At 71.7% G+C, this 22,890-nt stretch carries 15 protein-coding genes; 7 read left to right on the forward strand and 8 right to left on the reverse strand.

Annotated features, from left to right (window positions below):
* Positions 1-62: 62 nt before the first annotated feature.
* Together RIC11_RS12435 and RIC11_RS12440 are read right to left on the reverse strand one after the other, a co-directional pair.
* Positions 63-1,535, reverse strand: coding sequence for a protein kinase domain-containing protein (locus RIC11_RS12435; RefSeq protein ID WP_350211690.1), 1,473 nt, complete (start codon positions 1,533-1,535; stop codon positions 63-65).
* A gap of 125 nt (positions 1,536-1,660) precedes the next feature.
* Positions 1,661-1,975 (reverse strand): transcriptional regulator, encoded by a 315-nt coding sequence (locus tag RIC11_RS12440; RefSeq protein ID WP_350211692.1) that lies wholly within the window; start codon positions 1,973-1,975, stop codon positions 1,661-1,663.
* A gap of 250 nt (positions 1,976-2,225) precedes the next feature.
* Between RIC11_RS12440 and RIC11_RS12445 the strand changes: the two genes are divergently transcribed.
* The gene (locus RIC11_RS12445) at positions 2,226-4,802 is read left to right on the forward strand and encodes a hypothetical protein (RefSeq protein WP_350211694.1); all 2,577 of its coding nucleotides are present in this window, start codon (positions 2,226-2,228) and stop codon (positions 4,800-4,802) included.
* On the opposite strand, the gene RIC11_RS12450 is transcribed toward RIC11_RS12445, so the two are convergent.
* The 3 genes from RIC11_RS12450 to RIC11_RS12460 form a co-directional block, all read right to left on the reverse strand.
* Positions 4,790-5,590: a phosphoribosylformylglycinamidine synthase subunit PurQ gene (locus tag RIC11_RS12450; RefSeq protein WP_350211696.1), complete on the reverse strand. Its 801-nt coding sequence runs from the start codon at positions 5,588-5,590 to the stop codon at positions 4,790-4,792. The two genes, RIC11_RS12445 and RIC11_RS12450, sit on opposite strands and share 13 nt — an antisense overlap.
* A 169-nt stretch (positions 5,591-5,759) precedes the next feature.
* Entirely contained in the window at positions 5,760-8,696 is a 2,937-nt protein-coding gene (gene purL, locus RIC11_RS12455) for a phosphoribosylformylglycinamidine synthase subunit PurL (RefSeq protein WP_350211698.1), read from the reverse strand.
* On the reverse strand, positions 8,680-9,522 hold the full coding sequence (locus tag RIC11_RS12460) for a prephenate dehydrogenase (protein ID WP_350211700.1): 843 nt from the start codon (positions 9,520-9,522) through the stop codon (positions 8,680-8,682). Before RIC11_RS12460 ends, purL begins: the two co-directional genes overlap by 17 nt.
* Before the next feature lie 289 nt (positions 9,523-9,811).
* Here RIC11_RS12460 and RIC11_RS12465 point away from each other — a divergent pair, with 289 nt between their 5' ends.
* The 3 genes from RIC11_RS12465 (at position 9,812) to hemG (ending at position 13,307) form a co-directional block, all read left to right on the forward strand.
* Positions 9,812-10,840: a DUF1573 domain-containing protein gene (locus RIC11_RS12465; RefSeq protein ID WP_350211702.1), complete on the forward strand. Its 1,029-nt coding sequence runs from the start codon at positions 9,812-9,814 to the stop codon at positions 10,838-10,840.
* Between the two features lie 89 nt (positions 10,841-10,929).
* Complete coding sequence (locus tag RIC11_RS12470; protein ID WP_350211704.1) at positions 10,930-11,784, forward strand: outer membrane beta-barrel protein; 855 nt, start codon at positions 10,930-10,932, stop codon at positions 11,782-11,784.
* 47 nt (positions 11,785-11,831) lie between these two features.
* A complete protein-coding gene (gene hemG / locus RIC11_RS12475) occupies positions 11,832-13,307 on the forward strand; it encodes a protoporphyrinogen oxidase (protein WP_350211706.1) in 1,476 nt (491 codons plus the stop codon).
* Positions 13,308-13,319: 12 nt separating this feature from the next.
* Here hemG and RIC11_RS12480 read toward each other — a convergent pair whose 3' ends face one another.
* The 3 genes from RIC11_RS12480 to typA form a co-directional block, all read right to left on the reverse strand.
* A complete protein-coding gene (locus RIC11_RS12480; protein ID WP_350211708.1) occupies positions 13,320-14,855 on the reverse strand; it encodes an SHD1 domain-containing protein in 1,536 nt (511 codons plus the stop codon).
* Positions 14,856-15,007: 152 nt separating this feature from the next.
* Positions 15,008-15,796, reverse strand: coding sequence for a hypothetical protein (locus tag RIC11_RS12485; RefSeq protein WP_350211710.1), 789 nt, complete (start codon positions 15,794-15,796; stop codon positions 15,008-15,010).
* Positions 15,797-15,960: 164 nt separating this feature from the next.
* Complete coding sequence (gene typA, locus RIC11_RS12490) at positions 15,961-17,829, reverse strand: translational GTPase TypA (RefSeq protein ID WP_350211712.1); 1,869 nt, start codon at positions 17,827-17,829, stop codon at positions 15,961-15,963.
* 447 nt (positions 17,830-18,276) lie between these two features.
* Between typA and RIC11_RS12495 the strand changes: the two genes are divergently transcribed.
* From RIC11_RS12495 to RIC11_RS12505, 3 genes are read left to right on the forward strand one after another with little or no spacing between them, the layout of a single operon-like run.
* Positions 18,277-20,181, forward strand: a complete 1,905-nt coding sequence (locus tag RIC11_RS12495) for a response regulator (protein WP_350211714.1) — start codon at positions 18,277-18,279, stop codon at positions 20,179-20,181.
* A gap of 38 nt (positions 20,182-20,219) precedes the next feature.
* The gene (locus RIC11_RS12500) at positions 20,220-21,359 is read left to right on the forward strand and encodes a metallophosphoesterase (RefSeq protein ID WP_350211716.1); all 1,140 of its coding nucleotides are present in this window, start codon (positions 20,220-20,222) and stop codon (positions 21,357-21,359) included.
* Positions 21,360-21,417: 58 nt separating this feature from the next.
* Positions 21,418-22,773: an MFS transporter gene (locus tag RIC11_RS12505; protein WP_350211718.1), complete on the forward strand. Its 1,356-nt coding sequence runs from the start codon at positions 21,418-21,420 to the stop codon at positions 22,771-22,773.
* The last annotated feature ends 117 nt before the right edge of the window (positions 22,774-22,890 follow it).

Here is a 22,890-nt window from a genome sequence, read left to right on the forward strand (position 1 = left end):
GGACGGGGCCTCCTGCCGGCGGTTCGTTCGCTGCGCCGGGCGGGGGCGCGGGGGAGGGTGGGTCAGGCCGTCTTGGCGACGCCCTTGCGGGCCGTGAGGGCCGAGAGCACGGCCTCGCGGAGTCGGCGGAGCTTCACGGGCATCGAGACCACGCCGCGGTGGTCGTTGACCTTGGCCGCGTCGGCCCAGTTCGCTTGGCTCTCTTCGAGCAGCAACACGGCCGGCACCGTCGCGGTGCCGCGGTCCTCGCCCAACTGGTTGAACGCCCTAACGGCGTCCGCCCCGAGCGAGGCGCCGCAGAACAGCACGATGTCGGCGGCCGAGGGGTCGGTCGTGAAGCGCGACAGAGCCCGTGCGCCGTCCGACGCGACGAGCACGCGGTAGCCGTTGCGTTTGAACAGCTCGCGGAGCACGTCCTGCCGCTTCTTGTCGGACTCGACCACGAGGATCCGCCGCGGCTTGCCGTCGTCGCCGATCCCTTCGAGGTCCTCCAAACTCCGTTCGTTGATCGCGTTCTCGGAGCCCTTCGCGCGACGCATCGCGAGCTTCAGCTCGGTGAGCATATCGCCGGGCGTCTGGTAACGCTTCGCGGGGTCCATCTCGAGCGCGCGGCTGAGGACCATCGCGAGCGGCATCGGCACGCTGGGGGCGAGCTCGATGACCGGCTTGATCGCGTCGAACACGTCGCGCGTGAACCGCTGCGCGCGGTTGCGGCCCTCCGGCAGCGAGGCGACCCCCGTGACCATCTGGTGGAGCATATAGCCCGCGAAGAACACGTCGCTGCGGGTGTCGTCCTTGCGGACGCCGGTCGCCTTCTCTAGCGCGGCGTACTCCACCGTGCGGTCGACGCCCGAGTCCTCGCCGGCGACGCCGTCCAGGGCGGCGAGGCCAAAGTCCACGAGTTTCCCCACGCCGTCCGACGCGACTAGCACGTTGGACATCTTCAGGTCGCGGTGCGTGACCCCCTGGCCGAACGCGTAGTGCAGGCCGGCGAGCACGTCGCAGAGGATGCCGCCGGCTTCGTCCCAAGCGAACTTCTTCCGCACCTTGTAGAGGTCGCGCAGGTTGCGCCCTTCGATGAAGTCCATCACGATGTACGACACGCCGCCGCGGGACACCACGTCGTGGATCGGCACGATGTTGGGGTGCTGCAGCTTCTTGCCGAGCTCTCCCTCACGCCGGAAGAAATCCGCCTTCTGGGTGTTGCTGTGGCGGGAACGAAGGACCTTGACCGCGTGGATCTCGCCGGTGTTCATGTTCACCGCGCGGAACACCCGTGCGAAGGTGCCAGAGCCCACGCAATACAGCACGCGGTAGTCGCCGTAGATGTAGCCGTCGCGGAGGCCCTTTTGCAGGCGCTCGAGCTGGTAGTTGGTCACCAGCCCTTTGCGGACCATCGCCTGGGCGAACTCATCGACGCCCGCGCCGCCGCCGCCGCCGACCTCGGCCCAAACGGATTGCAGCTTGGCGTCGGTCGCCACGCCCACGTCGACGGCGAAACGCGCGAGCTCTTCGGCGGTCGACGGGGCTTGCATCGGCAGGAAGGTGAGAGGCGGGCGGGATCGCAGAACTCAAGGGCCAGCAGCGACACGCGTGCCGGACCCGGATAGGCGGCAGGGGCCCGGCGTCGCCCGGCCGGTTGGCGCCTCCCTCGAGCCGACTACTCCTGGAAGTCGTGTCCGTCGTCCGAACCACCCGATTGCTCTTCGAGGCGGCTGTGGGCTTCATCGCGTTCGCGGCGCGTCGCTTCGAGGTCGAACATCAGGTACTTCATGTCGAGCCGCAATTGGCCGAGCGCGTCTTGCACAAGCGCCAGGATCCGCCGCCGACGCCCGGTGCTCTCGATGACCCGCTCTAGCAGCGGGGCGAGGGCCTGAGCGTGCTCGGTGGGCAGCGACTCGATCGCCGACGCGAGCTGCACGAGGTCCGAGGGCAGGTCGAGGGTCGAGGCAGCCGAGGAGTGCGTGTTGGGCATCGGTGCGGGTCTCCAGAGAAGGTTGGACGGTCCAACCCGGAAGCAGTCGGCGTGCCAGCACCCCACTCGCGTGGTCCTCGGCTACGCCGCAACCGATTTTAAGGCAAGAACTTACGTGCCTTCAAGCAGTTGGCGCCGAAACGGCCCGAAACCAGCCTGTGTGGGCTTTTCGCCACAAGGACGCCTCGCCTTGGTGCAAAAATCCTGCTACGGGGGCAGCCGCTCCCCCCTGTCTGGATCCCCCCCGCCGATGCCCACTAGTCAACGCGCCGCCGCTCGATTGGCCGCCTGGGGCCTTGTCGTGCTCCTCGGGTGGCGCCTGCCCGGCGCGGCGTTGGCCGATGTCTGGACCGACAGCCACGACGAGCCGACGCCCGTCTGGGACATCGACGCCGACACGGGCGCGCGGCTCGTGGAGCGCAAGCGGGTGCGGCAGGCCGCGTCCGGGGCCGAGAGCGACCGCGGCATGGAGCGGCTCGTCTACCTGGCCCCGGCCGGTTACGCGGCTGGCCTGTGGCGGCGCACCCCGCCCGCCGCGGTGATCGACGAGCTGGCCATCGAGGCTGACCTACGAGGCTCGAGCCCCGGCGTGGCGCTGGCGGCCGAGATCGTGTTGCCCTACGCCGCGCAGCAGGATGAGCCAGCGGTCCGGCTCGCCGTGCGCTCCGAACCGCAAGACACATCGGGCCCCCGCGGCGGGACCGTGCGGCTCGATCGCCTGCCGATCAGGTTGGAGCGCCAGGCGCGGGTCTGGATGCTCGCCAACGCCGGGCGACGGCTCGACACCCGCGGCGCGTACGTGGACCGGGTCGGCGTGGTCGCGCCCGGCGCGGGACGGCCCGCCGAGGTGCTCGTCGACGAGCTGCGTATCGAGTCGCTCGTAACCCCTTTGCGGACGAGCGGCATTGTTGATTCGCCCGCAGAGAACGGCCCGATCCTGCCGACCGTCACCGACGCCGGCGCTGGCCGCCTGTCGCCCACGAAGGTCACGCTCCGCAGCGACGGTTTCCGCGTCGACGAGAAGTCCTACTTCCCACGCATCTGGCGCTGGCGCGGCGAGCCCTACGAAGCGCTGGCCGCGCGGGGGCTGAACACGGTCTGGCTCGACCAGACGGCTTCGCCCCAGGAGCTTGCCGAGGCCGCCCACCACCGCTTGCGGATCCTCTGCCCGCCGCCGGAGAACGTTGAAGCGGCCCGCGCGGGGCACTGGGACCGCGTGCTCGCCTGGGTCCTGCCCGGTCGCTGCGACCCGCAGCGGCTCGACGCGGGCCTCGCCGAGGCGGACCGCGTCCGCCACCTTCCCGAGGCCGCGTTGCGTCCGCTGCTGGCGCACGTCGTGGAGGGCGCCGAGCGTTGGTCGCGGGTCGTTGACGGCGTGCTGATCGACCTCGCCGACCGGCTGCCGAGCGCCGAGCGGGTCCCGCCCGGCTCGCCCGTCGTCGGCTTGGTCCCGCTGGAGCTCGACAGCCGAGCCACTGTGCAGCTCGACGCGTTGCTCGGCGAGGGGGTCGCGGCCACGTGGCGGCCGCCGGCCGAGGTGGCCGAGTCGGCCGAAGCGTCGCTGCGGGCCGGCGCGATGGGCGTCGCGTTCACGGCTTCGTCGTCGTTGTCCGGCGCGGACGACGCGACCTACGCGGCCGCCGGTTGGCTCGAGACGCTCAACCGCCGCCTGCGGCTGATCGAGCCTTGGCTCGTCGGCCCGAGGTCGGTCGCGACCGACCCGGCCGCCCAGCCGCCGCCCGCGACGCTTTTTTCGCGCGGCTCGACACGGCTCGCGGCGATCCGCCCGCTGCGCGCCGCCACCGCGAGCGGCGAGCCCCCCCGTGCTCTGGACGACGGGCCCGATCCGGCCGCTGTGTACCGCGTCACGCCGGCAGGGGTTTCTGACCACAGCGCCCGCTCGTTGGCCGGCGGGTCGGCGACCGCGCTGCCCGACGCGGCTACGCCCGGCGACCTGCTCATAACGACCGATGCGCGCCTGGTGCGGTCGCTCCGACAGTACACGGCCGAGACCGGGCCGGCCGCGTCGAGGACAGCCGGGCTCGTCGCGGAAACGACGCTCCGCCTGTGCGAGTCCCTCACGCCCGAAACTCGGCGGCTCGCCGAACAGCGGCTGGCCGCGTGGAGGGTCGCCGCGTCGCGGCGTGACTACCGCGTCGCGTACGACGAGGCGCTGCGGTGCCTGTCGTTCTGCGCCGAGGCCGACGCGCAGCGCCGCACGCTAGCGACCGACGGGCCGGCCGCCGAGAGCTCGCCGCTGGCGCTGACGCCCGCCACCCTGACGGCCCACTTCCGCTTGGCCCAGATCCTGGCGGCCAGCCCGCGGGGCCCGAACCGCCTGGAAGGCGGGAGCTTCGAGGACATCGACGAGGCCCGCAGCCACGGCTGGCGCCGGCCGCCGGCAGCCGACGCGGCGGCCGTCGAGCTGGTCGAGGCCGACGCGGTCCACGGAGACCAGGTGCTGCGGCTGCGTGGCGACACGCGGGCCGCGCCGTCGATCGAGTCGCCGCCGCTCCGATTGGCGCCCGGCGAAACGGTCGAGGTCACCGGTTGGGCGCGGGTCGAGTCGGCCAGTGGTGGCCGCCTGATCGTGAGCGACACGCTCGGCGGGCCCGACCTGACGCTCCGCGTCGGCGACACCGGCGGCGCGTGGCGGCCGTTCCGGCTGCTGCGTGCGACGCGCGCCGACACACAGCTGCAACTCACCTTCACGACGGCCGGCGCGGTCCAAGCCGAAGTCGACGCGGTCATGCTGCGCGCGATCCAAACGCCCGGCGTGGCCCGCCGGCCCACCCGCACGGCGAGCGGGGCGGCTCAGCCGAAGTAGGCCACGGCGTTGCGGAACAGGCGTAGGCCGTCGCCGTCGGCGTGCGGATCGAAGCCCCCCTCGGCGCGCCGACGCGTCCAAGTGGGGTGCTGGGTCGCGAACAGAAACCGCTCGGGGTGCGGCATCAGGCCGAGCACGCGGCCGCTAGAGTCGGTCAAGCCGGCCGCGTTGCCGACCGAGCCGTTCGGGTTGGCGGGGAAGGGGAGCACGCTGTCGCCGGCGTCGGTTTGTGCGCCCCGGTAGCGCAGCACGACACGGCCGTCGTCGACCAGCCGGCCGAGCGCGTCGCCGCCGCGCGTGGCGATCCGGCCCTCCGCGTGCGCGATCGGCAACTCGAGGCGGTCGAGCCCCTGGAGAAACACGCAGCGTCCCGGGTCGACTCCCAATCGGACCCAGCGGGCCTCGTACCGGCCGTGGTTGTTCCACGTCAGCGACGCGAGCTGCCCCGACTCGTCCTCCAGGTCGAGCAAGCCCGTGTTCACCAGCACCTGGAACCCGTTGCACACGCCCAGCACGAGCTTCCCCGCGTCGCGGAACCGGCGGAGCGCGTCGGCCAGGCCGAGCTTGAGCTGGTTGCCCAGCACGCGGCCGGCCGCGATGTCGTCGCCGTAGCTGAACCCGCCCGGCACACAGAGCGCCTGGTAACCGTCGAGCAGCTCGGGCGCTTCGAGCACGCGGTTCACGTGGACCCGCTCGGCCTGTGCGCCGGCCAATCGCCACGCGTGGGCGGTCTCTTCGTCGCAGTTGGCGCCGGGCGAGCGGAGCACGAGAACTGTGGGAGTCGCCATGCGTTGCGGGGGATCGTTGGGGCTGCGGTTTGGAAGCGGGAGGTCAGGATCGATGGGGGCGAGGAGATGAACTCACGCCGGCGCCCGGCGCCGGCGGCTGAACGCGCCCTCGCAACTCAAGGAACTGTACGGCCCCGTCGATTCCTGTGGCCAGCCAACCCCGTACTCCCTACCAGCGGAGCGGCGCCTGCCAGGCTTCTTTGAGCACGCCGAGCGACGCGTTCACCACCTCGGCGCCGTTGTACAGGAGGCTTAGGGCGGGCGTGTCGTAGGTGCGGCCGATCAAGGCGTGGGCCGTGCCGGCGATCAGCTCTTCGAAGCGATCGGCGTCGGCCTCGGCGACCTCGCACACCAGGCGGCTGTTGGACTCGCTGAACAGCGCGGCGGCTGTCCGGTCGTAGCCGCTGGCGTACTCGCCGGCGAGCGGCGCGTCGGCCAGGTCGGCCCTCAAACCGATCCCGCCGGCGAAGGCCATCTCGGCGAGGGCGACCGCTAGGCCCCCCTCGCTGCAATCGTGGCAGGCGAGCACCAGGCCCTCTTCGATCGCCGAGTGAACCGCCTCGTAAGCGGCCCGCGCGACCGGTGCGTTGACCGACGGGACCACGCCGTTTTCGAGGCGGTTGACCAGCGCCAGGTGCGAGCCGCCCAGCTCGTTGAAAGTGCGGCCGATCACGTACACGCGGCTGTCGACTCGCTTGATGTCCATCGTCACCGCGCGGCCGATGTCGGCGATCTGGCCCATCGCGCTGATGAGTAGCGTGGGAGGGATCGCGATGGTCTGTTTCTGCCCGTCGGCGTCGAGGTAGCTGAACTCGTTGTTGAGGCTGTCCTTGCCGCTGACGAACGGCGCGCCGAACTCGATCGCCAGGTCGTGGCAAGCGATCGCCGCGCGCACGAGCGAACCGAGCGTCGCGCTGCGTTCGCAGTCGCCCCAGCAGAAGTTGTCGAGCAAGGCGATCCGCCGCGGGTCGGCGCCCACGGCCACGCAGTTGCGGATCGCTTCGTCGATCGCCGACGCGGCCATCCAGTAGGGGTCGAGGTCTCCGAAGCGCGGGTTGATGCCGCAGCCGATCACCAGGCCGCGGTGGCTGGTGAGCTTGGGCCGCACGACGGCCGCGTCGCCGGGCCCGTCGGCCTCGGCGCCCACCAGCGGCTTGACCACGCTGCCCGACTGGACCTCGTGGTCGTACTGGCGGACGACCCACTCTTTGCTCGCCACGTTGAGCGAGCCGAGGATCGCCAACAGGTCCTCGGTGTAGTTGTCGCGCTGCGGGGCGTGAAGCGGGTGCACGTCGGGGGGCGAGTACGCGGCCTCGCGGACGACCGGGGGGCGGCCGTCGTGCAGCAGGCTCATCGGCAGCCGGCCGACGGTCTCGCCGTGGTAGGTGAGCAGCAGCTCGCCGGTCGGCGTGTACTGGCCGATGACCGTGGCTTCGACGCCCTCGGACTCGCACAGCTCGCGCAGCTCGTCCCAGTGCGCCTCGGGCACGGCCAGCACCATCCGCTCCTGCGCCTCGGAGATCCAGACCTCGGTGTAGCTGAGCCCCTCGTACTTGAGCGGCGCCGCTTCGAGCCGCACGGTGGCGCCGATGGTCTCGCCCATCTCGCCGACGGCGCTGCTGAACCCGCCGGCGCCGCAGTCGGTCACCGCGTTGAACAGGCCGCGGTCGCGCGCGGCGAGCAGCACGTCGGTCACTTTCTTCTCTTCGACCGCGTTGCCGATCTGCACCGCGCCGCCGGAGAGCGACTCGCTCTCGTGCGTGAGCTCGGCGCTGGAGAAGGTCGCGCCGTGGATGCCGTCGCGGCCCGTGCGGCCCCCCACGGCGACGATCAGGTCGTTCGGCTGGGGCTCGCCGAACGACTTGTCGTGCGGGATCAGCCCCATGTTGCCGCAGAACACCAGCGGGTTGCCCAGGTACCGCGGGTCGAAGCAGACGGCCCCGTTCACCGTCGGGATGCCCATCCGGTTGCCGTAGTCCCGCACGCCCTCGACCACGCCACGCATGACCCGCCGGGGGGCGAGCACGCCGGGCGGGAGGCTCGCGTCGGGCGTGTCGGGCGGGGCGAAGCAGAACACGTCGGTCGACGCGATCGGCTTCGCGCCCAGCCCGGTGCCGAGCGTGTCGCGGATCACGCCCCCCAGGCCCGTGTTGGCGCCGCCGTACGGCTCCAGGGCCGACGGGTGGTTGTGGGTCTCGACCTTGAAGCAGACGTTGTCGGTCTCGTCGAAGCGGACCACGCCCGCGTTGTCGCGGAACACGCTCACGCACCAGTCCCCCTCGCCCCAGTCGGCGCGGAGCTTCTGGGTGGCCGCGAAGATGGTCTCCTTCAGCATGTTGTCGAAGCGGCGCTCGGTCGTGTCGTCGCGGTACGCGATCCGGCCGGCGAGGGTCTTGTGGCTGCAGTGCTCGCTCCAGGTCTGGGCGAGGGTCTCTAGCTCGATGTCGGTCGGCTCGCGCCCCAACTCCCGGTAGTACCGCTGGATGGTCTGCATCTCGGCGAGCTGCAGGTAGAGCTGGCCTTCGCGGCTGAGCCGCGCGAGCGCTCCGTCGTCCAGGCCGGTGATCGGGACCCGCTTCAGCTCGAACGCGTACCTTTCCCCGCTGGGCAAGCGGTCGATGCCGATCGGGCCGACGACCAGCTGCTCGATCGCGTCGTTCGCCAACAGCCGCCGGCCGAACTCTTCCAGGCGGGGCTGGTCGACGCCGGCCAGCCAGTACTTGCGGAGTGTGCGTGTCCGCACGCCGGGGTAGCCGAGGTCGGCGATCGCCCGCTCGGCGCTCTGCGCGGTGGGGTCCATGACGCCGACCTTCGGCAGCACGGCAAGCAGCCGCGCGTCGGCCCCGCCGAGCCGAGCGGGCGGGGCGAGCAGGTCGGCCTCGTCGACGCGGCCCACGCGCGGCGTCTCGACGACGGGGTCGGCCAGCAGCCGCCGCGCGATCGCATCGGCCGCGGCCGCGTCGAGCGAATCGCCCTCGATCAGGTAGCCGCGCGCGGTCGCTGCGCGAACGGCCTCGTAGCCGGCGTGGGCCGCCTCTTCGGTCAGCCGCTCGGCCGGCAGGTCGGGGCGGTCGTCGGCGGGCAGGATGTCAACTTCCCAGAGCATCGCGTCGTCGCTTCCCTTCGGTGAGCAGGCGCTGGAGGGCGTCGGCGTCGCGGCGATCGAGCGCCGCGGCGTACGCCTCGATTTCGGTAGCGAGCCGCCGCAGGCCCGCGGCGATGGGGCCCGGGTTGGCCAGCAGGATTTCGCGCCACAGGTCGGGCGACCCGCCGGCGACGCGCGTCGTGTCGGCCCAGCCGGTGGCGGCCAACGGCATCGCGTCGGCGGGCGTCGTGGCGGCGACCGCCGCGGCTGCCACGTGGGGCACGTGGCTGGTGAGGGCGAGCAGCTCGTCGTGCCGCTCGGGAGTCGTCGTAACGACGCGCGAGCCGAGCGCCTCCCAGAAACGCCGGGCGGCGCCGACGGCGTCGTCCGGGTTGTCGTCGGTCGGCGTGAGCACGGTGACCGCGCCGTCGAACAGGTCGTGGCGGGCCGCTTCGGGACCGGTCCGGTGATCGCCGGCTAGCGGGTGGGCGCCGACGAAGCGGGGGCAGCGGCGCGTTACGTGGGCGACGATGCCGGCCTTGGTGCTGCCGCCATCGGTCAGGACCGCGTCGGCGGATGCGTGCTCGGCCGCTTCGAGGGCGAGCGCGGCGATCGTGCCGACGGGCGTCGCGATGACGACCAAGTCGGCGTCGCGGCAGCCGGCCGCCAGGTCGGCGGTCACTTCATCGACGAGGTCGCAGGCCTCGACACGGCCGATCCGCTCGGCCGATCGGACCACGCCGACGACCCGCTCGGCCAAGCCGCGGCGGCGGGCAGCCGCGGCGACCGAGCCGCCGATCAGCCCCACGCCGACAACGGCCAGACGGCGGTAACGGTCGCGGTTCACGGCGGCGGGTTGGCGGGCTGGCGTCGGAGGGGGTTGGCCATCTTTATACGCTCTCGCTATTCCAGCCGCATCGGGCCGCCCGGCCTGGGGGCGCCGCCGCTAGGGCCCGCATGACCGGCACAACCGGCCGGGGCGGCGCCGCAGAGTTGGCGAACGGGCCGGGGAAAATCGCGAGAAATTCCGATGCGGATTGCCAGCGGACCTACTTTTACCGGATGCTACGGGCGGCGCGCCCTTTGCATCGCCGCTTCATGTGTTTCACAGCCGCTGCGAGCCCCACCGAGCCCCAATGACGCGTCCCTCCGAGTGCCCGTCCGTCCGCCGCCTCGCCGCTGGGATAGCCGCGGCCTGCCTGCTCTGCACGCCCGCAGCGGCCCAGGATTGGGCCCGCAAGATGTTCGAGGAAAAGGACCACGATTTCGGCGTGGTGGCGCGCGGTTCGGACACAGTTTACCGGTTCCCCGTCAAGAACCTGTACAAGGAAGACGTCGTCCTCGGCGGCGTGCGGTCGAGCTGCGGCTGCACGACGCCGTCGCTCGAGAACACCGAGCTGAAGTCGTTCGAAGTGGGCTACGTCGTCGCGAAGTTCAACACCCGCACGTTCACGGGCGTCCATAGCGCGACGCTCACGGTCGACATCGTCAAGCCGTACTCGGCCCAGGTGCAGCTCCGTGTGCACGGCAACATCCGGGGCGACGTGGTGTTCGAACCGGGCGGCGTCGACTTCGGCCAGATCGACCAGGGTTCGCCGAGCGAGAAGACCGTCACGGTCAGCTACGCGGGCCACAGCGGGTGGAGCATCCAGGACGTGCGGAGCACCAACGACCACCTCGAGGCCGAGCTGGTCGAGCGTTCGCGCAACGGCGGCCGGGTGATCTACGACCTGGTAGTTCGGCTACGCGACACCGCGCCGGCAGGCGTGATGCGCACGCCGCTCGTGCTGGTGACCTCCGACGCGGCCAATCCCCGCATCCCGTTGGACGTGGTCGCCGAGGTGCGGCCCGAGCTGACCGTGTCGCCCGACACGCTCGTGTTCGGCGACGTCGAGCCCGGCCAGACCGTGACCAAGCGGCTGCTGGTTCGCGGCAAGCGCCCGTTCACGATCACCGGCGTGCGGTGCGAGAAGCCGGGCTTCGAGTTCGACGCCCCGGAAACGGCGGACACCAAGCAACTGGTGACCGTGAAGTTCACCGCCGAGGGCGACGCCCGCCGCATCAAGGCGCCGATCACGGTCACGACCGACCTGGGCGAGACCTTCACGGCCGAGTGCACCGCGTACGCGGCCGTCGCGCCGACCGAGCGGACCGCGGCCCGCTAGGCCGCCGGCGCGGCCGAGGAAGCTCCGCTAGCACGCGCGGCGGCCGGCCTTGCCGGCCCGCGGCGTCGGCCCTACGCTCCGCCGCGTTTATGGACGGAGCGCCCCGACCGCCGCGGCAGACACTCAATTCGTGGGCGTGGTGCGCGCTGTGGGCGGCGAGTCTCGTGCAGCCGCTCGCGGCCCAGGAGGTGATCGGCCCCACGCTGCCGCCCGTGGCCGAGCCGCAGCCGTTCGACGCGCCCCACGCTGCGCCGGCCGCCCCGCCGGGGTTCTTCGGCCCGTCCCACGGCGCGCCGACGCACCGGCACTGGCTGAAGCGTCAGGCCGACCTCCGCTACAGCGGGACCCACGGCCGTGCGATGGGGCCCGGCGGGCCGCTGCGCGGGACGAGCTGGCACAACCGCCCGATCGGTCTCTCGCTCGACGGCGGCGCTTTACTGATGGCCGACCGACCGGCCGACCACGTGCGCGCGAACAACGACCTGCTCGCGGCGCTCGGTGTGGTCTGGGACTTCGACCACTACTGGGGCGTGCAGGCGCGCGTCGTCTGGTCGACGCCCGAGCTGTTCAACACCCGGCAGCCGGCGCTCAACGACAGCGACGAGCTGTTCATCACCGACCTTTCGGCGCTCTACTACCCCTGGGGCGACTCTAGGGCGAGGCCGTACTACCGGGTCGGTGTTGGCCTAACCGACTTGGAGTACACGAACGACTTCGGCCTGCGGGTGAGCCAGCAACTCTTCACGATCCCCTTCGGGGTGGGCCTGAAGTATCAGTTGCGGCCCGATCTCGCCTTCCGGTTGGAGTTGATGGACAACTTGGCGTTCGGTCAGAACGAGACCTCGACCCTCAACAATCTCACGATCACGACCGGGCTCGAATGGCGCTTCGGCGGGCGCCCGGAGGGTTATTGGGCCTGGGCTCCGCGGGGCGGGGCGTGGTAGCGTCGGGAGAATGCTAGCGACCCTCCGGCCCAGCCGCCCGCGACACGATGACGACCCCCCTCGCTGCCGCGCCGCCCGTCACGCCGCCGAGGGTGGCGATCCTTGGCGGGGGGATCACGGGGCTCGCCGCGGCCCTGCGGCTGCAAGAATCCGCCCTGGCCATCGACTGGCGGTTGTACGAGGCCGATTCACGGTTGGGGGGGGTGCTGCAGACCGTCGAGCGCGACGGCTACCGCGTCGAGCTCAGCGCCGACAACTTCTTGACCCGTGAGCCTTGGGCGAGGGACCTCGCCACGCGGGTCGGCTTGGCGGACGACCTGTTGCCGACCGACCCGGCTCGCCGCAGGGCGTTGGTGGTCAGCCGCGGCCGCGTGCTCCGCGCGCCGGAAGGCTTCGTGCTGATGGCGCCGCAACGCGCATGGCCGGTGCTCGCTTCGCCGGTGCTGAGCCTCGCCGGCAAGCTCCGCCTGGCCGCCGAGCCCCTCGTCCCGCCGCGGCGCGACACGGCGGACGAGAGCGTCGCCTCGTTCGCCCGCCGGCGCCTGGGCCGCGAGGTGTTCGAGCGGCTGGTCCAGCCGCTGGTCGGTGGCATCTACACCGCCGACCCCGAGCGGCTGAGCATGCAAGCCACGATGCCGCAGTTCGTCCGCCAAGAGCGCGAGCACGGCAGCCTGGTGCGTGCGGCGCTGTCCGGCCAAGACCGCACATCGGCACAGGCCAAAGCCGAACGCCACGAGACCGGCGCGCGCTACGGGCTGTTCGTCGCGCCGAGGCTGGGCATGCAGCAACTCGTCGACGCCGTGGCCGCCCGCTTGCCCGCCGACCGGCTCGCCACCGGCACGCGGGTCGGCGCGGTGACACGCAGCGACGGGGTGTGGCGCGTCCTCGACGACGGCCAGCGCGAGCTGGGCCAGTTCGACGCGGTCGTCGTGACGCTTCCTTCTCGCGCCGCCGCGGCGGTCCTTTCGGGCGTCGATCCCGCGCTGGCGGACGAGCTTGGGGCGATCGAATACGCCGGGTGCTCGGTGGTTTGCCTCGGCGTGCACCAGAGCCAGATCACGCGGCCCGTCGACGGGTTCGGGTTCGTCGTGCCGGCGGTAGAGAAGCGACGGCTGATCGCGGCGAGCTTCGCCAGCTACAAGTTCCCCGGCCGCACTCCGCCGGGGCACGTGCTGATCCGCGGCTTCGTCGGGGGCGCCCTGCAGCCCGAATTGGCCGACGCCGACGACGACCGACTCATCGCCGTGGTGCGAGAGGAACTGGCCGACCTGGTCGGGCTTCGTGGCGATCCGCAGCTAATGCTTGTCGCGCGGTGGCCGCGACGCATGCCGCAGTACCACCTCGGGCACCTGGACCGCGTCGCCCGGATCGAACAGCTCGCGAGCGAGCACGAGGGGCTCGAGTTGGCGGGCGCGGCTTACCGCGGGGTGGGCGTGCCGCAGTGCGTCCACTCTGCAGAGCGAGCCGCCGAGCGGGTGCTCGAGCGGCTCGCGTTGCTGCACAGCAGCGGAAAACGCGGCTAGGCCGCGGCGGCCTTAACGCTGCGCGGTACGCAGCGGGTTCACCGCGTCGGTCTGCGCCTGCTTCGGCTGCTCGGCCTCGCGTTGCGGCTGGCGGGCGAGGGCGGCCTCGCGGGCGTCGACCTGAGCGATCGCTTGGCGGCTGACGAACTGCAGGTCGCGTTGGCTCAGCCGCGCCAGCGGCACGGTGGCCACGCCGCCGGCGGGCTTGACGATGCGGACCGATCCGTTGTCGATCGCCAACAGCCGGCCCACGGTGGAGTAGCGGCCGGTGTTGTCGATCCACGTGCGGTCGGTCGTGCTACGCATGCCGCCCGGCTCGCCGAGGATCGCGCCGAGTCCGCCGAACAAGTCGTCGGCGTCTACTTCGTCGGTGTCGTCGGCGGGGGCCTCCTCGGCGGGGGCGTCGGCCGGCTCTTCGGGGGCGAACAGGTCGTCGCCGCCAAACAGGTCGTCGCCCGACTCTTCGGCCGGGGGCGCCTGGGCGGGTTCATCGGCCGCGGGAGCGCCGAACAGGTCGTCGCCGGCGGGGGCTTCGGCGGGGGGCGCCTCGGCCGGGGGTTCGGCGAACAAGTCGTCGCCGGCCGGCGCTTCGGCCGGCGGGGCGGCGGGCTCGGCGAACAGGTCGTCGCCGGCCGGTTGCTCGGCCGCCGGCTGCTCGGCCGGCGCATCGCCGAACAAGTCGTCCGCCGGCTCGTCGGCGGCCGGCTCTTCCGCAGGCGGCGCTTCGGCCGGGGGCTCGTTGAACAGGTCGTCCATCTCTGGCTCTTCGCTCGGCGCGTCGGCCGGCGCTTCTGGCTCAGCGGGGGCGCCGAACAGGTCGTCGTCGGCGGGCGGCTGGGCCGGCTCGGTCGGCTCGGCGAACAGGTCGTCCTCGGCCGGCTCTTGGGCCGGTTCCTCGGGCATGGCCGGCTCGTCCGCCGGCTCGTCGGTGAACAGCTCGGCCGGGTCGTCGGCTTCGTCGCCGAACAAGTCGGCCGGCTCCTCGGCGGGCGCGGGGGAGGCCTCCGGCTGGGCGGGGAGCGGTTCGAACGGTTCGTTGGCGGTCGGCGGCTCGGGAGCAGGGCTCTCGGCCGGTTGATCGAGTCCGGCGTCCCAGTCGTCGCTGGGCGGCTCGGCGGGCTGGGCCGGCGCGTCGCTGCGGAAGCCGCCGCCGAACGTGCTCGGCGGGTCGGCCGGCGTCGGCGATTGGCTCGGCGACGGCTCGACCGCCGGGGCCCGGTGCACGTCGTACTCGACCGCTTGGCCCTCGCCGCACGAAGAGCAGCCGCCGCTCTCGCAGCCCGATTCCATGCTCGTGCCGCACGGCTCGCTCACCGTGTCGCAGCAAGTGGTGGCTTCGCACCCGGTCCAGCAGTCAGCCGGCGGGCAAACCATCGGCTCACAGGGCGCGGGCGGGCAAACCGGCGCGGCCGCGGCCGCTCCCCATCCGCCCCAGCAGTGGCCCGCCCAGGAATGGGCGTGCAGCCACCGACCAGCAGCGGCGGTGTCGATCGCGAGCAACAGAGCAAGCGTCGCGGCAAGGCATCGGTAGGCGGGGTGTTTCATCATGGCGATAGGGCGGGCGCTGCGGTCGGGTCGGGACAAAGGGCGAAGACCGGGCCAGTTGGGCGGGTTGGACAAGGTTCCGATCTTAGCCGGGCAAGAGGGCGCCAGCAACAAATGGCGCGCCGCTGTGGCCGACTAGGGGGCAGATTCCCGGCTCAGATGCCCAGTGGCGGGAACTCCACGAAAAAGCGGCTCGTCAGGTAAGCGGCGGTCTCGATTGAGCGGCGCCGGACCAGCTCGGTCCGCTTACCAAGCTCCGCTTCGGTCTGCGCCCAAACGTCGGCCGCGGGCATCGAGCGGTCGCCGACTGGCTGGCGGGTACGCAGTTCGAGGGCGGTTTGCAGCGTGTCGGCCGCGTGGCCGAACCACTGACCAATGCGGACGCCCGTGCTGACCGCCTCGGGGTCGACGCCCTCGGTGTCGAGCAGCGCCACCGCGTTCTCGCCGTACTCGAGCGACCTGCGGCGAACCGAAAGCGCCCGAGATTGGTAGTCGGTGCCGGTGAAAGGGTTGACTCTTTCTTGCAAGGCGATCACTTCGAAGACGATCTGCGTGAGGCTGTTCCAGTAGGCGAGGGTGCGGTCGCGGAGGGCCTCGTCGGCGGGCGTGAGCGAGCCGCTCGCGTCGGCGGCGACGGCGATCTCGTTGCTGGTCAGCTTCGCCACTTCCAGGCGTAGCTGTTCGAGCTCCGCGCGGAGTCGGCGGTGTTCGTCTCGGCGGACTTCTTCGGGGTCGGGGCAGTCGCCGTCGGGGCAGTCCGGGTTGGGGGGGCGCCAGTTCTCTGGGATCCGCTGGAGCACGTCTGCTTCTTCCAACGCGACGTACGCCGCGTTGTGCAAGTTCAGGCCCAGGTACTGCGCCCCGATCCAGACGCCGCCGCCGATGGCGATCAGGCACCCGAGCAGTTCGATCTTCGACAACGCTTGGCGTTTGGCGCGGGACATCGGCGGGCCTTGCAGCGGGGGGCGAGTCGGGAAGCGGCGGCCCCCTCTCCCCGGCGCGTGTGGTCTGCACGCGCCGACCGGGGGGGCGCCGCCGCGCAAGGCTAGCTCACCTCGGCCGCCGCGCAGGCGTTTTCCTGCGGCGAGGGTCGGTCCGGTCGTAGCGGTCAGACCGACGCGGCGGCCAGCCGCCGGGACTCGCGGCGCCGGTCGGGCTCGCGGAGCATGAGCTTCCGCATCCGCACGTGTTTGGGCGTGACCTCGACGAGCTCGTCGTCGTCGATGTACTCCAGGCACATCTCGAGCGACATGTCGCGCGGCGGGCGGACCTGCGAGTTGTCGTCCTTGCCGGCGGCGCGGATGTTCGTCAGTTTCTTGCCGCGGACGATGTTCACCACCAGGTCGCCGGCCTTGCAGTGCTCGCCGACGACTTGGCCTTCGTAGACCTGGTCGCCGGGGCGGACGAAGAACACGCCGCGGTCGTCTAGCGCGTCCATCGCGTACGCGGTGGCTTGGCCCGGCTCGCTGGCGATCAGCACGCCGTTGGCCCTCAGCGTGACCGCGCCGCGTGGCGGCTCGAAGCCGAGCACCGTGTGGTGCACCACCGCGTTGCCCCCGGTGGCGGAGAGCAAGCGGCTGCGCAGGCCGATGAGCGACCGCGCGGGTATCGAGAACTCGAGGTGGACGAACGAGCCGCCGGCGGTCTTCTTGTTCATCTTCAGCAGCTGCGCGCGGCGGTCGCCCACGAGCGCCATCACGGCGTTCTGGTGCTCCTCGGGCACGTCGACCACGAGCAGCTCGACCGGCTCCAACCGCTTCCCGCCCTCTTCACGCACCACGACCTGCGGCTTGCCGACGCACAGCTCGAAGCCCTCCCGGCGGAGGTTCTCGATCAGGATCCCCAGGTGCATCAGCCCCCGCCCCGCGACGCGGTACTGCTCCATCGTGTCGCCGGGGGTGACCCGCAGCGCCACGTCGGAGCGGAGCTCGCGCTCCAGGCGGTCGCCGATCTTGCGGCTGGTCACGTGCGAGCCGTCGCGCCCGGCGAGGGGGCCGTCGTTCACACGGAACGTCATGTGGAGGGTAGGCTCGTCGACCTGGATCCTCGGCGCGGCGCGCGGCGCTTCGGCGGCCGCCACGGTGTCGCCGATGCCGATCGGCTCCAGCCCGACGATCGCACAAAGGTCGCCGCAGGGCACCGACTCGACCTGTTTGCGGCCCAGCCCCTCGAACGTGAAGAGCTGGCCGACTTGCTGCTGGGTGGCGACGCCGTGGCGGTCGATCACGGCCACCCGCTGCCGGTCCGCCAGTTTGCCGGCCATCACCCGGCCGATCGCCACGCGGCCCACGAAGTCCGAATAGTCGATCGTGGTCACCAGCACCTGGGTCGGCTCGTCCGGCTCGCCCCGCGGCGGGGGCACGCACTTGGCGATCTTCTCTAGCAACGCACGCATGTCGCTGGGCCGTTCGCCGGGCGATTCCGCGGCGAAGCCCTGTTTCGCGGAAGCGAAGACCACGGGGAAGTCGAGCACGTCGTCCTCCGCGCCGAGGTCCACGAGCAGGTCGAACACCTCGGTAACGACCTCGTCGGGCCGGGCGTCGGGGCGGTCGATCTTGTTCACCACGACGATCGGCCGCAGGCCCTGGGCGAGAGCCTTCTGCAGCACGAAACGCGTCTGCGGCATCGGGCCCTCGAACGCGTCGACCAGCAGCAACGCGCCGTCGGCCAGCGTGAGCACGCGCTCGACCTCGCCGCCGAAGTCGGCGTGGCCCGGCGTGTCGACCAGGTTGATCCGCAGGGTCTCGCCGGCGAGCGTCTGGTACTCGATCGCGCAGTTCTTGCTGAAGATCGTGATGCCGCGTTCCCGCTCCAGGTCGCCGGAGTCGAACACCAGGCCGTGCTGGCCCCCGGCTAACTTGTCGAGTTCGGCCGCGCGGTAGCGGCCCGACTGGTACAGCAGGCGGTCGACGAGCGTCGTCTTGCCGTGGTCGACGTGGGCGATGATCGCCACGTTGCGGAGCGAATCTTGCTTCATAGAAGCTTGGCGGCGGGCCAGCGGAGGGGGCAGGGCGGGGCAGCGAGCGAAACGGCGCGTCGGCCGACACTCGGCGGGGAGCCCGATAGTCTACGCGCCGGAGGGCTCGGGCGTCAGCGGAGCAACCGCACCATTCGGTGCATCGCGACGCGATCCGCGCCGGGACGGCCGCAAGGTGGACCGGACCGCTAAATCGCCCTGGATCGACAAACCCAAGCCGCCCGAAGCTACGTATTACAAGGGCTCGGTCGAGTTGTTTGCGGGTGTCGGTGTTCCTATACTCCGACCTGGGCGAGCGCTACGGCGGAAGTCCACCCCCCCGCCGGGGCCGCTGCACGGCGCGCGGCTGCGAACCCGAGTCGGCCCGAGGCGGCCGCTCCGCAGCCGTGGGCCGAACGCGACTGTGAGCCCCACCCTCCCTACCGATTGAAATGGACAGGCGTTCTTGTGTCTGAACCCGGCGTGACCCGCCGTGTGCCGCCCACCGCCGACCACGGCGAGCGGCCAGAGGTCTCGGCCCAGCGGAGCGCCCACAGCGGCGACGCGGCCGACGCGGCCGCGTCGCCGACGCCGGCCGCCGACGCGGCCGGCTCGGCCGAGTGTACCGGGCCCGAGGGCCCGCTCGCCCTGCTCTGCTTGTGCGACGACCCGCGCGACGCGGCGCGCCTCGCCCAGCGCCTGGCCGGCAAGACCGAGGTGACCGCCGTGCGATCGCTCGCGCGAGCGCTCAGCCGGCTCGCCACGGGCGAGTACGCCGGGGTCTACGCGGCGGCCGACCACTTCGGCCCGGCCTCCGACGCAACCCAGCTCATCCACAACGTCCAGATGCTCCGCGCGATGCCCGACGGCGTGGTGCTGTTGGGGCGCGACACGCAGGTCGTGTGGAGCAACGGCCGGCTGCGTGAATGGACCGGGCGCGACCGGGTCGTCGGCGAGAACTTCTACAGCGTGCTCGGCGCGCCGGAGATCCTCGGCCCCGAGTTCAAGCCGCTCGACGCGGCGCTCTCGTCGGGCAGCCCCGCCGCGACGACGCTCCGCTGCGAGGACGGCAAGTACTACCGGATGCACGCGGCGCCGATCGAGTGCTTCCAGGGCGAGAAGCCGGAGCACCTGGTCGTCACGATCCGCGACGTCACGGCCGAGCAGCTCGAGCAACAGAAGCTCAACGCGATCCACCAAGCGGGCATCGAACTGGCCGACCTCACGCCCGAGGAAGTTGCCGAGATGTCGGTCGAGGAGCGGATCGACCTGCTGAAGGCCAACATCCTGCACTGCACGCAGGACGTGCTGCACTACGACGTGGTCGAGGTCCGCACGCTCGACGAAGAGACCGGCGAGCTCTGCCCGCTGCTGGCGGTCGGCATCAAGCCCGAGGCCGAACGCCGCCCGCTGCACTGCGAAACCACCGGCAACGGCGTCACGGGCTTCGTCGCGGCGACCGGCAAGAGCTACCTGTGCGAGGACACCGGCGGCGACCCGCTCTACATCGAGGGCGCGCAGGGCGCGCGGAGCTCGCTCACGGTGCCGCTGCTGCTGCACGACCGCGTCATCGGCACGTTCAACGTCGAGTCGCCCGAGGCCGGCGCGTTCACCGAGAGCGACCGCCAGTTCCTCGAGATCTTCACCCGCGACGTGGCCGCCGCGCTCAACACGATGCAGCTGCTGGAGGCCGAGAAGGCGACCACCGCGGTGGCCAGCGTCGAGGCGATCCACTCCGCGGTCGCTATGCCGGTCGACGACATCCTCAACGACGCGGTCAACCTCATGGACCGCTACCTGGGCCAAGACCCAGAGATCGCCGAGCCGCTGCAACGCATCCTCCGCAACGCGCGCGACATCAAGAAGGTCATCCAAGAGGTCGGCCAGTCGATGGCGCCCGCCGAGGCCCGGCCGATGTGCGTGCGGGTCGAGGAACGCCCGCTGCTGGTCGGCAAGCGGGTGCTGGTGGCCGACGAGGACGACTCGGTCCGCTCGGCGGCGCACGAGCTGCTCGAGCGCTACGGCTGCGTGGTCGAAGCCGCGCACGACGGCAAAGAAGCCCTGGTCATGGCGCGCAACGCCGCGCGCGAAATGGGCGGCGGCGCCACGCCGTACGACGCGATCCTCGCCGACATCGCGTTGCCCGACGTCACCGGCTACGAGCTGCTCCAGCAACTCGAGGCCGAGATCGGCCCGCCGCCGCTGATCCTGATGACCGGCTTCGGCTACGACCCGGGGCACACGATCGTCAAGGCGCGGCAGGCCGGCCTGAAGGCCGTGCTCTACAAGCCGTTCCGGCTCGACCAGCTGCTAGAAACCGTCGAGCTGGTCGCCTCTCGCAACGCGGCGCCGGCTCAGTCGGCCGACGCCTAAACCCCTCTCCCGACTCTTCAGGCGCGGGGGGCGCGGCGATGGAAGCGCTGTTCTGGTCGCTCGCTCTGGTGGGGCACGTGGCCCTCTGGGTCGAGCTGGTCAACCGCCTGCACGGCCTAGGCTGGCGTCGCTCGCTGATCGACGCCCTCACGATGGCGTGCGGCGCGGCCCTCGTGGCCGCGCCCGCCGCCGGGCTTTGGGTCTTCTACCTGAGCGGCCGCTCTGCGTCGGAACCGGCGCCGCTGTTGTTGCAGGCGTACGCTTGGCTGGCGATCGGCGCGCTCGCCGTCGTGGTGGCCTCGCGGGTGATGCTGGTCTGCGACCCGCACCGGGACAAACGGACCCGACTTTCCCTGCGTGAGACGGTCGACCTGGCCGGCCGAGTCGGCGCGAGGGAAGTCTGTGCGGCCGGCGTCGACCGACTCGCCACGCTGCCGGGAAACGAGTTGCTCAAGCTGTCGGTCGAGCACCGCGACACGCCGATCGACCGGCTGCCGCACGAGCTCGACGGGCTGCGGGTGGCCCACCTGACCGACCTGCACATGAGCGGACGGCTGACGCAGCGCTACTTCGAGGAGGTCGCGTCGCTGGTCGCTGACTGGTCGCCCGACCTGGTGCTGCTGACGGGCGACATCGTCGAAAACACGCCGCGGCTCGAGTGGGTCGAGCCGACGCTCGGGCCGCTCGCTTTGGCCGGCGGCGCGTACTTCGTGCTCGGCAACCACGACGAGAAGGTGGACTCGGGCGAGCTCCGCCGCCGCCTGGCGGCCGCCGGGTGGCGCGACGCCGGGCGGGCCGCTTACTCGGTCGAGCTGCGTGGCCACGCGGTCACCGTCTGCGGCGACGAGCGCCCCTGGTTCCCCGCCGCCGAGCCGCCGCCGGAGCGCGACGCCCTGCGGCTCGCCCTGGTGCACACGCCCGACCGGTTCGCTTGGGCGTGTCGTTCGGGGGTCGACCTGGCGCTGGCCGGGCACAACCACGGCGGGCAGGTCTGCTTCCCGCTGATCGGCCCGCTGCTGTGCCCCAGCCGCCACGGCGTGCGCTACGCGGCCGGGACGTTCCGCGTGGGCGGCACGGTGATGCACGTGGGCCGCGGCACGGGGTCGCTCTTCCCGATCCGGTGGAACTGCCCGCCGGAGCTCTCGCTGATCACGCTCCGAAGGGGCAGCGGGAGATGAAGGCCCCGGCGGCGGAGCGCTCTAGGCCCCCGGCGCGATCCGCCCGATAATCCCCCGCATGAGCTCCCCAGCCCCGCCCGACGCCGCCGAGTCTGCGCCCGTCGGGCCGTTGCCGTCGTCCACGAGGGTTGCGGGCCAGCTGCCGCCGCTGTGGCGCGACACCTCGTTCTGGGGGATGTCGGTCACGCAGTTCCTCGGCGCGTTCAACGACAACGTGTTCAAGCAGCTCTTGCTGCTGCTGGCCACCCCCACAGCGGCCGAGCTGGCCGCCGCGAGGGCCGCCGGCGGGTCCGCGCCCGACCTGCAAGCGGTCGCGATGATCATCTTCGCGGCCGCGTTCCTGATCTTCTCCGGTTTCGCCGGTTGGCTCGCCGACCGCACCAGCAAGCGGACGCTGATCGTCGCCGCGAAGGTCGCTGAGATCGTCGTGATGGCGCTCGGCATGATCGGCTTCTTCTACTACGACCGGATCGGCTTCGCGGGGATGACCGTCGTGCTGTTCCTGATGGGCACACAGAGCGCGTTCTTCGGCCCGCCGAAGTACGGCATCCTCCCAGAGATGATCCGCGACCGCGACCTGCCGCAGGCCAACGGCGTGTTCCTGATGTTCACGTTCGTCGCGATCATCTTCGGCGTGGTCCTGGCCGGCGCGATCGGCGCCGACACCGACACCGCGTGGCGGGGCTCGGCGGTCTGCATCCTCATCGCGGTCGTCGGGACCGCCACCAGCTTGCTCGTCCGCCGGGTGCCGCCGGCGAACCCCGGGATGAAGCTGCGCGGGTCGGACCTGTTGGTACCCCCCGAAGCAATCGCCCTAGTGCGCCGCGACCGCGAGCTGCTGCTCGCGCTCGTCGTGACCAGCAGCTTCTGGCTGCTGGGCAGCATCGTGCAACAGAGCGTCAACGCGCTGGGCAAGACCCAGCTCGGCCTGGACGACGCCGCGACCAGCGTGCTCGCCGCGATGCTCGGCGTGGGCATCCCGGTCGGCTGCCTGATCGGCGGCTGGCTCTCGGCCGGGAGGATCAACCCACGGGTCGTCCGCGCCGGCGCGATCGGCATCGTCGTCTGCCTGTTCTTGATGGGCCTCCGCGGCGGCGACCAACGGCACCTGCTCGGGTTCTACGGCAGCCTCGTTGTGCTGTTCGCCGCGGGGGTCAGCACCGGCGTGTTCATCGTGCCGATCCAGACCGCGGTTCAGGCGCTGCCGCCGCCGGACGAGAAGGGCCGCATGATCGCGTTGATGAACCAGTGCAACTGGATTGGCATCATCGTCGGCGCGCTGTTGTTCCAGGCGTCGCTGTGGCTGTCCAACGCGTTTGTGCAGCCGCGCAACACGGCGTTTCTGGTTGGCGCCCTCGTGATGCTGCCGATCGCGTTGTTCTACCGCCCGGCGGAGCGGACCCTGTCGGACTAGCCGGCCGCGAGCGACTAATCCGGAGCGGTGCGCCCCCCCGCTCGCCCCCGGGCCGCTCCAGGCGGCGCAACCGGCACAGGGCGCCGCGCCGGGGTGCGGTTATGCGGGCCTGTCGGC

This window comes from Botrimarina sp. (assembly GCF_040219535.1).
Lineage (GTDB): Bacteria > Planctomycetota > Planctomycetia > Pirellulales > Lacipirellulaceae > Botrimarina.